The 12,529-nt window shown below is 67.9% G+C and carries 12 protein-coding genes; 5 read left to right on the top strand and 7 right to left on the bottom strand.

Annotated elements, in window-relative coordinates; all coding sequences use genetic code 11:
* Window positions 1–95 precede the first annotated feature (95 nt).
* The 3 genes from KEC55_RS13860 to KEC55_RS13870 are packed head-to-tail and all read left to right on the top strand — an operon-like array spanning window position 96 to window position 2,190.
* Entirely contained in the window at window positions 96–542 is a 447-nt protein-coding gene (locus KEC55_RS13860; RefSeq protein ID WP_034178922.1) for a nuclear transport factor 2 family protein, read from the top strand.
* Window positions 543–575: 33 nt separating this feature from the next.
* Window positions 576–1,613 carry a hydrolase gene (locus tag KEC55_RS13865; protein ID WP_176050239.1) on the top strand — a complete coding sequence of 346 codons (1,038 nt, stop codon included), beginning with the start codon at window positions 576–578 and terminating at the stop codon, window positions 1,611–1,613.
* Window positions 1,606–2,190 (top strand): DUF2946 family protein, encoded by a 585-nt coding sequence (locus tag KEC55_RS13870; protein WP_282505892.1) that lies wholly within the window; start codon window positions 1,606–1,608, stop codon window positions 2,188–2,190. The genes KEC55_RS13865 and KEC55_RS13870 overlap by 8 nt, the downstream gene beginning before the upstream one ends.
* Before the next feature lie 21 nt (window positions 2,191–2,211).
* Here the strand turns inward: KEC55_RS13870 and KEC55_RS13875 are convergent, their stop codons facing one another.
* Window positions 2,212–3,906, bottom strand: coding sequence for a M48 family metalloprotease (locus KEC55_RS13875; RefSeq protein ID WP_282505893.1), 1,695 nt, complete (start codon window positions 3,904–3,906; stop codon window positions 2,212–2,214).
* A gap of 269 nt (window positions 3,907–4,175) precedes the next feature.
* On the opposite strand from KEC55_RS13875, the gene moaC reads away from it, so the two are divergent.
* Entirely contained in the window at window positions 4,176–4,664 is a 489-nt protein-coding gene (gene moaC / locus KEC55_RS13880; RefSeq protein WP_006482362.1) for a cyclic pyranopterin monophosphate synthase MoaC, read from the top strand.
* Between the two features lie 97 nt (window positions 4,665–4,761).
* Window positions 4,762–5,970, top strand: a complete 1,209-nt coding sequence (locus KEC55_RS13885) for a hypothetical protein (RefSeq protein ID WP_282505894.1) — start codon at window positions 4,762–4,764, stop codon at window positions 5,968–5,970.
* Between the two features lie 83 nt (window positions 5,971–6,053).
* Here KEC55_RS13885 and KEC55_RS13890 read toward each other — a convergent pair whose 3' ends face one another.
* From KEC55_RS13890 to sucC, 6 genes are all read right to left on the bottom strand, one after another.
* Window positions 6,054–6,404 carry a TonB family protein gene (locus KEC55_RS13890; protein ID WP_282505895.1) on the bottom strand — a complete coding sequence of 117 codons (351 nt, stop codon included), beginning with the start codon at window positions 6,402–6,404 and terminating at the stop codon, window positions 6,054–6,056.
* Between the two features lie 452 nt (window positions 6,405–6,856).
* Window positions 6,857–8,635 carry a PglL family O-oligosaccharyltransferase gene (locus KEC55_RS13895; RefSeq protein WP_282505896.1) on the bottom strand — a complete coding sequence of 593 codons (1,779 nt, stop codon included), beginning with the start codon at window positions 8,633–8,635 and terminating at the stop codon, window positions 6,857–6,859.
* A 153-nt stretch (window positions 8,636–8,788) separates the two neighbouring features.
* On the bottom strand, window positions 8,789–9,385 hold the full coding sequence (locus tag KEC55_RS13900) for a pilin (RefSeq protein ID WP_282505897.1): 597 nt from the start codon (window positions 9,383–9,385) through the stop codon (window positions 8,789–8,791).
* A gap of 95 nt (window positions 9,386–9,480) precedes the next feature.
* Window positions 9,481–10,185, bottom strand: a complete 705-nt coding sequence (locus KEC55_RS13905; protein ID WP_282505898.1) for a TerC family protein — start codon at window positions 10,183–10,185, stop codon at window positions 9,481–9,483.
* A 159-nt stretch (window positions 10,186–10,344) separates the two neighbouring features.
* Entirely contained in the window at window positions 10,345–11,226 is an 882-nt protein-coding gene (sucD, locus tag KEC55_RS13910) for a succinate--CoA ligase subunit alpha (protein WP_006477916.1), read from the bottom strand.
* Window positions 11,227–11,295: 69 nt separating this feature from the next.
* Window positions 11,296–12,462 (bottom strand): ADP-forming succinate--CoA ligase subunit beta, encoded by a 1,167-nt coding sequence (gene sucC / locus KEC55_RS13915; RefSeq protein ID WP_014896152.1) that lies wholly within the window; start codon window positions 12,460–12,462, stop codon window positions 11,296–11,298.
* Window positions 12,463–12,529 lie beyond the last annotated feature (67 nt).

A 12,529-nucleotide genomic window follows, 5' to 3' on the forward strand; every position in this document is an offset into this window, starting at 1 on the left:
CGGCGCGCCGGGCAATCCGATTCACCGGTGTACGGCGGCTCCATCCGGGCCGCCGTGCTGAATACGGCGCGCGACGCGCGCGAGAGATAACCCCGATGCCACGTTTTGCCCGCCTTTTCGAAGCCGCTGCCGATACGCTGAACGCCTACTACCAGGCCGTCGCCGATGCCAATCTCGACGCGCTGCTGGCGTTGTGGATCGACGAGGATTTCGCCAGCTGCGTATGGGCGGACGGCGAGCATCTGCACGGCCTCGACCAGATCCGCAGCGGGCTCGCGAACCGGCTCGCCACGCGCCCCGTGACGATCGAGCCGCTCGACATCCGCGTGTACGACAGCCTCGGCACGGTCGTCTATACGATCGCCGAAGCACATCAGCAGGCCGACCTGACGGCCGAACCCGACATGGTTTTCGCCACGTACGTGATGATTCACGAGCGCGGCGAGTGGCGCATCGCGCATATTCACGCGAGCCCGATTCCCGAACAGGCGGCCGGACAATTCGCCGCGAAGATCCGTCACGGGCAGGGTCCGCTGCACTGACGAAGAACGAAGCAACGCATTAGCGGGGCGATCATGAGTACGGCTTCTCCGCCCACCTCGCCGCTGACCGGGGCCCCGGCCCCCGACGACGATTCATTGCGCTATCGCGCACCGCGCTGGCTGCCGAACAGCCATGCCCAGACCATCGTGCCCGCGCTGTTCGCACGGCGTCCGGCCGTCGCTTACCGACGAGAGCGATGGGAAACCCCCGACCACGACTTCATCGATCTCGACTGGGTCGCGCATCTCGACAGCGCGGCGCCGCCGCCCGATGCGCCGCTGTTCGTGCTGTTCCACGGCCTCGAAGGCAGCTCCGGCTCGCACTACGCGCTCGAGATGATGGCCGCCGCGCGCGCGAAGGGCTGGCACGCCGTCGTGCCGCACTTTCGCAGCTGCAGCGGTGAGATCAACCGCCAGCCGCGCTTCTACCACCTCGCCGACAGCGCCGAAGTCGACTGGATCCTGCGCCGCCTCGCCGCGCGGCATCGCGGGCCGCTCGTCGCGGCCGGCGTATCGCTCGGCGGCAACGTGCTGCTGCGCTGGCTCGGCGAGCATCGCAGCGACACGTCGATCCTGCGGGCGGCCGCCGCGATCTCGACGCCGATCGACGTGCACGCGGGCGGCCGCGCGCTGTCGCAGGGGTTCGCGATGGTCTACACGCGCAGCTTCCTGAAGACGCTCAAGCGCAAGGCGCTCGCGAAGCTCGACCAGTACCCGGGGCTGTTCGACCGCGAAGCGATGCTGCAGGCCGTGACGATGCGCGACTTCGACGAAGTCGTGACCGCCCCGCTGCACGGCTTCACGGACGCCGACGACTACTGGACCAAGGCGACGACGCGCCCGCTGCTGCCCGCGATCGACGTGCCGACGCTGATCCTCAACGCCCGCAACGACCCGTTCCTGCCCGAATCGGCGCTGCCGGGCCCGGCCGACGTATCGCCGGCCGTCGAGCTCGACCAGCCCGCGGCCGGCGGGCACGCGGGATTCATGACCGGGCCGTTCCCCGGCCGCCTCGACTGGCTGTCGGCGCGGGTGTTCGGCTATTGCTCGAAATTCGTCGACCATGGATGACATCGTCAGGCAGGCGCTCGCAAAATGGCCGAACGTGCCGCACTGCACCGGCTGGCTGCTGCTCGACCGGCGCGGCGAATGGCGGCTGCGCGACGACGCGGCGCAGGCGGCCGGCGAACTCGGCTCGCCGATCCGGCATGCGGCGCTGAACGCATTCATCGGCCGCAACTATGAATGCGATGCGCAGGGCCAGTGGTTCTTCCAGAACGGGCCGCAGCGCGTGTACGTCGAGCTCGCCTATACGCCGTGGGTCGTCCGGCTCGCGGAGCGCGACGGGCAGCTCGCGCTCACCGACCAGACGGGCGCACCGTTCGAACCGGACGAAGCGTGGCTCGACGATGCGGGCGGTGTGCTGTTTCATGATGGCCGCACGCAGCGCATCGCGGCGCTGCACGATCACGACCTCGGGCTGTTCGCCGATCATGCGGATTTCGATGCCGAGCCGCCCGCGCTGCGCTGGTGCGACGGCCGCACGCTGTCGCTCGGCAGCATCGTCTGCGCGGACGTGCCCGCCCGGTTCGGCTATGTCGCGAGCCCGGCGCGCCTCGCCAGCCATGCGGCCGGCGGCGGCAACTGACGCGCAGCCGCGTGACGGCCGCTATCCGCGGCCGTTCTTCTCGTCCTCGCGCTCTTCCTTGTAGCGCGCCTCGAATTCCAGCAGCCGCGCGCCGATGATCGACTGCTCGTAGAACGACACGTCCTTCGCGTCGCGCGCTTCCTTCAATTGCCGGATGGCCGACGGCCACGCGCCGTCGATCGCGAGCTTCTCCGCGAGCGCACGGCGCCGCGCAAGCACATCGCCCTTCCCGTCACTCGCCTTCGCGAGATAGTCCCACCAGTCCGGCTGATCGGGATCGGCCTTCGCCTGGGCACGCGCGAGCGTCTGCGCGTCGGCGAAACGGCGCGCGGCGATCAGCGCCTGCAGATGCGCGACGATCGCCGCGTGCGACGCCGGCCAGCGCCGCTGCGCGAGCGCCGCGAGCCGCACCGCGTCGTCGGTCCGGCCCGCGCGGCGCGCGATCTCGGCAGCCAGCACGTCGAGGCTCGGCGAACTCGCGTCCGGATCGTTTTCGCGCCGCTCGCGCGCATCGAACGCCGCACGCGCCGACGCGAGTGCCTTGCCGGCCACGTCGTATTCGCCGAGCAACAGGTTCGCGAGCGCGATGCCGTACCAGTTCGCCGCGACGTTCGGCGCCGTGCGATCGTCGATCTCGAGCTGCATCCGGCGCGCCTCGGCCGAGATGTCGGTCGGCGCACGGTTCTGCAGGACGCGCAGCCGCGCGCGCACGAACCCGTATTCGGCCGACTGGCGCGGCTGCCGGTACGGCGCGCGGCGCGCGCGATCCTCCATGTCCGCGATCCGCTCGCCGGTCAGCGGGTGCGTGCGCGCATACGCCGGCACGCCCGCGTCGCCCATCGACGCGCGGTCGAGCCGTTCGAAGAAGCCCGGCATCCCGTAGGGGTCGTAGCCCGCCCCCGCCAGCAGCTGGAAGCCGACGCGATCGGCCTCGCGCTCGGCCGAACGCGAGAAGCGCAGCTGGTTGTCGACCGCGTACGCCTGCCCGCCCACCGCGATCGCGCTGCCGAGATCGCCGCTGCGCGCGAGCACGCCGGCCAGCACGCCGAGCAGCATCGCCGCGAGCGCGGTGTAGCCGGTCTTCTCGTTTGCACCGATCATCCGCGCAATGTGCCGCTGCAGCACGTGCCCCATCTCGTGGCCGACCACCGACGCGAGCTCGGACTCCGTCTGCGTCGTGACGACGAGCCCGCTGTTGATCCCGATGAAGCCGCCCGGCATCGAGAACGCGTTGATCTGCGGATCGCGCACCGGGAACAGGTCGAAATCCGGCGTATAGCCGCCGATGAAGCGCGCGGCGGCCGCGGCCGCGAGCCGCGCCGCCATCGCGTTCAGGTAGTCGCGCGCGAGCCAGTCGTCGAGATAGTCGGGATCACGCCGCACTTCGCGCATCACGCGCTCGCCGAGCCGGCGCTCGGCCTGTGGCGTCAGCGAACCGCCGGAACCGTCGCCGAGGTCGGGCAGTTCGAGCGCACGAAGCGGCGCGCGCAGGCTCGCGACCGGCGCCGACGCGCCACCGGCGCCCGAGAACCGGCTCTCCGCGCCGCCGTACGTGCCGAACACGCCGGTTGCGATGCCGGACGGCACGGTGGAAATCGCCGGGGAGCCGCCGGTCGCCGGCTCGAGCGGAGGTGGCGATGCGCTCTGCGCATGGCCACCCGGCGGCAGCGCGAGCGCCGCCGACAGCGACACGGCAAGCAACTGTTTGACACGCATGGCAGGATGAAAACGACGCCGTCCCGCGCGAGCGGCGCGCATCGCGGCGTTTGGTCTGAATATTCGGGTCATTGTACCGGCGCCGCGGCGACTGTCCCGTGCCGCGCGTGCGTCATCTGCGCCCCCGGCAACGCGAACGCCGCTGCTATGATAAGCGCCCGTTGAGACGTTGAATCGGTTCGGGGCGCCGGTACAGGATTCGGCGGCCCGGCCGATCGCGAAGCAGGATCGGGGGGGCGCACGCGCACTCCGATCCACTAGAGGATGACATGTCAGGACTTACCCATTTCGATGCCGCCGGCCATGCGCACATGGTCGATGTCGGCGGCAAGCAGGAAACCCAGCGCATCGCGATCGCGCGCGGCACGATCCGGATGCTGCCGGCCACGTTCGCGCTGATCCGCGACGGCAAGGCCAAGAAGGGTGACGTGCTCGGCGTCGCGCGCATCGCGGCGATCCAGGGCGCCAAGCGCACGGCCGACCTCATCCCGCTGTGCCACCCGCTCGCGCTGACGCGCGTGGCCGTCGACTTCGAACTCGACGACGCACTGCCGGGCGTCCACTGCGTCGTGCAGGTTGAAACGTTCGGCCGGACCGGCGTCGAGATGGAAGCGCTGACCGCCGTGCAGGTCGGGCTGCTGACGGTCTACGACATGTGCAAGGCCGTCGATCGCGGGATGGTGATCACCGACGTGAGCGTGCGCGAGAAGCGCGGCGGGAAGTCGGGGGACTGGAAGGCGGAAGACGTCGCGGGCTGAGCGCCCGTCGCAACGCACTCACGCACCATTCGCGGAGAATCGTCGGCCGTAGCGATTCTCCGTTCGAACGATCAAGAATCAGAAGAACAAAACACCGATGAAGAACAACACGCTGAAGTACGCGGCGCCGCTGCTGTGTGCGCTTTCGATGCTGCCGGCAATCGCATCGGCCGCCGGCACCTGTCCGGCCGCCGACACTGCCGCACGCGTGGCCATCGACGCGCAGCACCGCGTGCAGCAGGTCCGCAATCCGCAAGGTGACGGCGGCGGCAACGTCGATATTTCGCCGCCGCTGCGCGATGCACTGCGTGCGTACAAGGAGGCGCTCGTCGGCGCGATCGACGCGCAGTTGGCGTGCAGCGACGAACACGTCGACCCGGCTGCGTTGAAACGCACGCTCGCGGCCGCGCTCGGCGTGCCGGCGCGATCCGTCCAGCCGAAGAACGGCGAATCGGCGTTCGGCCGCAATCCGGAGGTCGACGTCGAACGCGGCGCCGCCGCCCGCCCGCTACTCTTCGTACGCGCCGGGTTCGACATCGCGTGCGGCGACGACAACCTGCTCACCGCCTACGCGTGGGAGAACGGCGGCTGGCGGCGCGTGCTGCGCTGGCAGGCCGGCGACTACAAGGACATCGGCGGTGCGTACGGTGGCGGCTTCTGGTTCTCGGCACTGCCCGGCGGCCAGGTCGCGGTCGTCCACGGCACGCCGTGGTGCTCGTCGCGCTGGAGCCAGTTCGCCGCCGACGTGCTCGCACCGGCAAACGGTTCGGCCGCGCAACGCACGCTGTTCCATACGGAGCACGGCTACGTGCTCGACGACAATGCACTCCGGTTCAAGGTCCGCCCCGACGGCTTCGAGATGCGTACGACGGTCGGCTCACTCGACAGCGACGTGATGACGCGACCGGGCATCTTCCGCTACCGCGTCGACGGCGACACCGTGCAACGCGTGCAGCCCGTCGCGGTCAACGGCCGCGATTTTGTCGACGAGTGGCTTAATGTGAACGATGCACAGGCGCGCGAATGGAGTGAACCCGTCGCCGCGGCTGCCGCGCTGAAAGGCCGGCAGGCGTTCGACAAGGCCCGCAAGGCGCCCGATACCGGGTTCGCATATGGCCCGGTGCGCGGCTGCTCGGACAGCAAGGACCGCTTTCAGGTCGAACTGGATCTGACAGGCAACAGCGGGGAAACCGTCGCGCGACACTATGCGCTGATTCGCCAGGAGCGCAATGGCTTCACGCTGCTCGGACTGAGCAATGCGGCCGAGCCGGCTTGCCGCGGCGCGAACCTGATGCCGCAACACTGACCGACGGACGCGCATGCCGCAGCGGTTGCGCGCCTCGATTGACGACAGCGATGCAAACGGCGCGGCAAGCCGCGCCGCGCGCCTCACTGGCCGCGTGACGGCTCGAACACGAACGGTTGGGTCAGCAGGAACGGATTCGCGGTCGCGCCCGTCTGCACGCAGGTCGCGTGCGTCATCGCGTCGACGGCCGCGCGATCGGCCGCCGCGTTGCGGCTGCTCGTCGTCACGGTGACGTTCTGCGCTTCACCGGACGTCGTCATCAACGCACGCACGAGCACGGTCACCGGGCGGGTAAGCGGTTTGGCGGTGTCCGGATAGACGGCGCGCGGAATGTGGCAGGTCAGCTTGCTTTCCTGCGACGACGACAGCATCGCGCAGCCGGAAAACAGCATCGCGACGGCGGGCAGGATCAGGTAGGTCGAGCGAATAGCCATGGTCGAATATCGTTCTTGGTACTGTTCCGGACAAACGCGCCGCGCCCCGGACGTATTCTCCGGCCCGCATCACGTGCGTCTCACTGCGCCGCGGCCATCGGACCGGCGCCCCGTTACGGCCGCACGGCCGATGATGCTCGGCCGCGATCCTGCCTGGCAGACTTCCCGGATGGCCGGGGCGCTGCCTGCCATCACGCCGGCCAGCCCCCGCGCCGGCGGGCACGCGAGCGCTTTCGCGCATTGTGCACGCGGCGCTCGGTCAGCGGCAGCGATTTGACAATGGTTGACGCGAATCGCCGCGCATTCGGCCGGAATCCGCACGATCCACGACGTAATCGAAACGCGGCCGGCTTCTCACGGTTCGCGCCGGCCCGCCCTGCCCGACGCCCGCCTCCGCTTCATTGCAATGCGACAAACGCCGGAATACCCCGTTCCGGCGGGTGCCGCGCACATCAATCGGAATCGTCGTCGTCCTCGTCGTCGGCCGCATCGGCCGGTACTTCCCCGTACTTCGCAACGACGGCCGCCCTGAACGTCTTCAGCGCCGGCTGCTGGTCACACAGCTTGTACAGCAGCGCCAGTTGCTGCGGCCAGTCCTTCAACTCCTTCGCGAACACATGCAGGCGCGCGACGGTGTCGAGCGCATCGGCTTCGCGGCCTGCCAGTGCCTGCAGCGCCGCATAGCGGCGCAGCACCGTCTCGCCGGGCAGCAGCGCGATTGCGCGCTCATGCGCCGCGAGCTTGGCCGGCAAATCGTCCGCCGAAATCGGCAGCAGCGTGGCCGCACCGTATTCGCCCCATGCGCCGAACAGCAGCGACGGCGCCTCGCGGTACTGCGCAGCCGGATCGCTGCCGTAATAGAGCACTTCCGCGCGCTGGTAGTCGCGCAGTACGGGCACCGCCGCCAGCACGCCACCGAACGACAGCACCGCGAACAACCCGAATGCGGCGCGGCCCGGCAGGATGCGCAACGGCTTCACTTCGAGCAGCCCGATCACGAACATCGCCGGCAGCAGGAAGAACATGTACTGCTGCGGATACTCGACCAGCGCATGCATCAGCAGGATGCCGATCAGCGCGAAGCCGAACACGCGCATGCTCGACTGCGGCGCGCGCACCGCACGCACGAACCACGTCACCAGCGTGACGACGAGTAGGCCGAGGCCGACGAGGCCGGACTTCGCGAGCAGGTCGATGAAGATGTCGTGCGAGTTGTTCGCGATCTCGACGCCGCCGAGCGTGCGCACGAGCGCAAACTGGTGCGACGGGAATTCGCCCCAGCCGACGCCGAGCAGCGGATGTTCGCGGAACATCGCGAGCCCGTACTTCCACAGCGCGAGGCGCGGCGCGATCTGCCCCGCGTCGCGCATCCGGTCGGCCGCCGATTCCGCGAGATTCAGGTGATAGTGCACGTTGGCCCAGCGCACCGCGACGTTCACCGCGATGAACGCGACCGCGAGCACGACCGGTATCAGCCACGCACGCGCATTGCCCGGCGCGCGACGCGATTCAAGCCACGCCATCCAGAAGCCCGCGACGACCATCACCGCGACCTGCAGCCACGGCCCGCGCGACACCGTCAGCGCGAGACCGACCGACAGCACGAGCGACAGCGCGAACCACGCCCACACCGCGAGCCGGCGCGTCTGCACGAGATACAGCGCACCCGCGAGCGCGAACGCGATGTAGCTGGCCAGATGGTTCGCCTGCGCCATGTTGCCGTACGGACGGCGGTCGACCGCGACGTTGTACATCACGACGAACGGCGAAACGGCCGACTCGAGGTGGAACAACTGCACGATCTGGGTGCCGACCGCGAACACGCCGCCGACGATCAACGCGCCGGCCATCATCCGCGACACCGCTTCGGCCAACCCGTCGCGCGCCAGCGCGTAGCCGGCCTGCATCGCGACCAGTGCGGCGGCGAGATAGCCGACCGCCAGCCAGTTCATCGACGGCACCTTGAGCGGAATCAGCGCGGTTTGCGCGATCAGCAGCACGGCAAACCCGAACGGCACGACGAACGCGGCCGGCGCGGCAAACGGCTCGGCCGGGCGGTCGGTGCGCGTGAGCAGCACGACGGACAGCCCCACCAGCAGATACAGCACCAGCGCGGAAAACTCGGAATAGAAGGTCGGGATCGGATACGTGTGATTCGTGATCGCGTACGGCACGATCAGGGCGACAGCCAGCGCAACGAGCGACAACGAACGGGAAAAAGTAGAAGGCATGAGCGAACCGGATGTCAGCAACCGGCGCACTATACAAAACTTTCCCCGCTCTGTGCGGGGCCGTCGCGCCGCGACCGGGCGCGAAACAACGACCCCGGCCGGCCGAAGCGGCGGCCCGCACGCCGCACGCGCCGCCGCCCGCCTCCCCCGGCGCTATGCGCGGCACTCCGCGGGCGCAAATCTCGCGGGCAGCGTCGCGGCATCGCCCGGCAACGGCCCAGCCCCCGGCGCGGGCAGCGACGACGCGTCCTTGCCGGCCGCGAAGCACTCCCACGCAATCGCACCGGCCTGCATCGCACCCTTTTTAAGGGCCACGCGCGCGGTGGGCGCATCGGCCTTGTCGGGCGCGGACGGCACGAGCACCAGCGTATTCGTGCCGGCCGCGGCCACGCGGGTGGTGAATGCGACGGTGATCTGGCCGGTGTCGCCGTCGATCGCCACCGATTCGACGTTGCGGGTCCCGGCCGGCGGGCTGTAGCCGCCGTCGAGGCTCGCACCGCTCGCCGCGTTGTCGGCGACCGCAAGCCGCGCGGACGACGCAAGCGCGAGCCCCTCGCCGACGCGCGAACGCGCGAGGTAATCCTGGTACGCGGGAATCGCATAGGCTGCGACGACGCCGACGATCGCCAGCACGATCATCAATTCGATCAGCGTGAAGCCGGCCGGCCGCCAGCGCGGCGCGGGCCGATTCGCGCGCCGCAGATCGGCGGCAACGCGACGGAACAGGGAAACGGAAAAGGCTTCGAACATGGCAGGCTCCGGAAACGAAAAACGCCTGCCGATCAAGGCAGGCGTTTCGATCGTAGCCAGCGGGCCGCGAAACCGGCAGTCGGCCGGACGGCCAGTCAGTGCGCGTGCGGCGCGCCGTGGCGTTTCCTGAGCGCGTAGCCGATCGCCACGACGAACAGCGCGCCAGCGATGCTCGCACCGTAGAGCACCGGTGGCGTATCGAGCACCGCCCAGCGGTCGCCGACCGGGTCGTTGACGATCAACCCGCCCGCGATCCAGCCGAGCAGCCCGGCGCCGAGCGCGACGACGATCGGGAAACGGTCGAGCAGCTTCAGCACCAGCGTGCTGCCCCACACGATGATCGGCACGCTGACGACGAGCCCGAAGATCACGAGCGCGATCCGGTGCGACGGATCGGCCTGCTCGGCCGCCCCGGCGATCGCGATCACGTTGTCGAGGCTCATCACCGCATCGGCGATTACGATCGTCTTCACGGCGTCCCACAGCCGGCTGGCCGGCTTGATGTCGTCGTGCGCGTCGGCGGCCGGCGCCATCAGCTTGATGCCGATCCACAGCAGCAGCAGCCCGCCGCCGAGCTTCAGGAACGGCACGTCGAGCAGTGCAACCGCGAACGTGATCAGCGCCACACGCAGCAGGATCGCCCCCGCGGTGCCCCAGACGACGCCGCGCAGCCGCTGGTTCGCCGGCAGGTTGCGGCAGGCGAGCGCGATCACGACCGCGTTGTCGCCGCCGAGCAGGATGTCGATGATGATGATCTGGAGAATGGCGCCCCAGTGCAGCGACGTCAGGAATTCGAGCATGGGGTATATGCAGGACAGTGGCGGCCTGGCAGGGGCCTGATTCATCGCCGGCACATGCACGACGCATGTCCGGTGGGTGCTTACGAATTCATTGCGCGAGCATAACAAAAAACGCCGGCAAAGCCGGCGTTTTCTGCAGGACGAACCCAGAGGGAAATATTACAGCGCCTTCTTCAGCAGACGGCCCATTTCCGACGGGTTGCGCGTGACGGTGATGCCGCACGCTTCCATGATTTCCAGCTTCGCTTCGGCCGTATCCGCACCGCCCGAGATCAGCGCGCCGGCGTGGCCCATGCGCTTGCCCGGAGGCGCCGTGACGCCAGCGATGAAGCCGACGACCGGCTTCTTCATGTTGTCCTTGATCCACTCTGCCGCGTTGGCTTCGTCCGGACCACCGATTTCGCCGATCATCACGACTGCGTCCGTATCCGGATCGTCGTTGAACATCTTCATCACGTCGATGTGCTTCAGACCGTTGATCGGGTCGCCGCCGATACCGACTGCCGACGACTGGCCGAGGCCGAGTGCCGTCAGCTGCGCAACGGCTTCATACGTCAGCGTGCCCGAACGCGACACGACGCCGATGCGGCCCTTGCGGTGGATGTGACCCGGCATGATGCCGATCTTCAGTTCATCCGGCGTGATCGTGCCCGGGCAGTTCGGCCCGAGCAGCAGCGTCTTGCGGCCTTCGCGGCGCATGCGGTCCTTCACTTCGATCATGTCACGGACGGGGATGCCTTCCGTGATGCAGATCGCGAGATCCAGATCGGCTTCGACCGCTTCCCAGATCGCAGCAGCTGCGCCTGCCGGCGGAACGTAGATGACCGACACGGTTGCGCCGGTTTCTGCCTTCGCTTCCTTGACGCTTGCGTAGATCGGAATGCCTTCGAAGTCTTCGCCGGCCTTCTTCGGGTTCACGCCCGCGACGAATGCTTCGCGGCCGTTTGCGTACTCACGGCAGGCGCGCGTATGGAACTGACCGGTTTTGCCGGTAATGCCCTGCGTGATGACCTTCGTGTCCTTGTTGATCAGAATCGACATGTATTTTGACCTCTGTTCGATTGGCGTCGCGTGCAAACCGCGCCGCCATGCGTGTTCATTAGCGCGCGCTTACTTGCCTGCGGCAGCCGCGACGACCTTCTGCGCAGCTTCTTCCATGCTGTCCGCCGAGATGATCGGCAGGCCCGAATCGGCCAGCATCTTCTTGCCGAGGTCCTCGTTCGTGCCCTTCATGCGCACGACGAGCGGCACGTTCAGGTTCACGGCCTTCGAACCGGCGATCACGCCTTCCGCGATCACGTCGCAGCGCATGATGCCGCCGAAGATGTTCACGAGGATCGCCTTCAGATCCGGGTTCTTCAGCATCAGCTTGAACGCTTCCGTGACCTTCTCGGTCGTCGCGCCACCGCCGACGTCCAGGAAGTTCGCCGGTTCGCCGCCGAACAGCTTGATGGTGTCCATCGTTGCCATCGCGAGGCCTGCGCCGTTCACGAGACAGCCGATGTTGCCGTCGAGCGAGATGTACGCGAGGTCGAACTTCGACGCTTCGATTTCAGCCGGATCTTCTTCGTCCAGATCGCGGTACGCGACGATTTCCGGGTGACGGAACAGCGCGTTCGAGTCGAAGTTGAACTTCGCGTCGAGTGCGATGACCTTGCCGTCGCCGGCGACGTTCAGCGGGTTGATTTCAGCCAGCGATGCGTCGGTTTCCCAGAATGCCTTGTACAGGCCTTGCAGGATCGCGCGCGCTTGCGGGATCGAAGCTGCCGGCACGCCGATCTTCGCGGCGAGGTCGTCAGCTTGCGCGTCGAGCAGGCCCGTCGACGGCTCGACGATGACCTTGTGGATCAGTTCCGGGTGCTTTTCCGCAACTTCCTCGATGTCCATGCCGCCTTCGCTCGAACCCATCAGAACGATCTTTTGCGTCACGCGATCGACGACGAGGCTGACATACAGTTCCTGCTTGATGTCGGCGCCTTCTTCGACCATCAGACGGTTGACCTTCTGGCCTTCCGGGCCGGTCTGGTGCGTGACGAGCTGCATGCCGAGGATCTGGTTCGCGTATTCGCGGACCTGCTCGATCGACTTCGCCACCTTCACGCCGCCGCCCTTGCCACGGCCACCCGCGTGGATCTGAGCCTTCACGACCCATACCGGGCCGCCCAGCTCTTCCGCTACCTTGACGGCTTCGTCAACCGAGAACGCCGGCTTGCCGCGCGGTACCGCGACTCCGAATTTCCGCAGGATTTCCTTACCCTGGTACTCGTGAATCTTCATGCGTGATTCCCTTCAGTCTGAGAGTTGGATGAAAAGTCGCTTAAGACGCTTCTTCGAATGATTTCCG

The sequence above is a fragment of the Burkholderia cepacia genome, assembly GCF_029962485.1.
Classification (GTDB): Bacteria; Pseudomonadota; Gammaproteobacteria; order Burkholderiales; family Burkholderiaceae; genus Burkholderia.

Coding starts and splice junctions, on each gene's coding strand:
- KEC55_RS13900 (WP_282505897.1), bottom strand. CDS start 9,385: ATGTTCGAAGCCTTTTCCGTTTCCCTGTTCCGTCGCGTTGCCGCCGAT.
- KEC55_RS13890 (WP_282505895.1), bottom strand. CDS start 6,404: ATGGCTATTCGCTCGACCTACCTGATCCTGCCCGCCGTCGCGATGCTG.
- KEC55_RS13905 (WP_282505898.1), bottom strand. CDS start 10,185: ATGCTCGAATTCCTGACGTCGCTGCACTGGGGCGCCATTCTCCAGATC.
- KEC55_RS13885 (WP_282505894.1), top strand. CDS start 4,762: ATGAAGAACAACACGCTGAAGTACGCGGCGCCGCTGCTGTGTGCGCTT.
- KEC55_RS13895 (WP_282505896.1), bottom strand. CDS start 8,635: ATGCCTTCTACTTTTTCCCGTTCGTTGTCGCTCGTTGCGCTGGCTGTC.
- sucD (WP_006477916.1), bottom strand. CDS start 11,226: ATGTCGATTCTGATCAACAAGGACACGAAGGTCATCACGCAGGGCATT.
- KEC55_RS13860 (WP_034178922.1), top strand. CDS start 96: ATGCCACGTTTTGCCCGCCTTTTCGAAGCCGCTGCCGATACGCTGAAC.
- KEC55_RS13875 (WP_282505893.1), bottom strand. CDS start 3,906: ATGCGTGTCAAACAGTTGCTTGCCGTGTCGCTGTCGGCGGCGCTCGCG.
- sucC (WP_014896152.1), bottom strand. CDS start 12,462: ATGAAGATTCACGAGTACCAGGGTAAGGAAATCCTGCGGAAATTCGGA.
- moaC (WP_006482362.1), top strand. CDS start 4,176: ATGTCAGGACTTACCCATTTCGATGCCGCCGGCCATGCGCACATGGTC.
- KEC55_RS13870 (WP_282505892.1), top strand. CDS start 1,606: ATGGATGACATCGTCAGGCAGGCGCTCGCAAAATGGCCGAACGTGCCG.
- KEC55_RS13865 (WP_176050239.1), top strand. CDS start 576: ATGAGTACGGCTTCTCCGCCCACCTCGCCGCTGACCGGGGCCCCGGCC.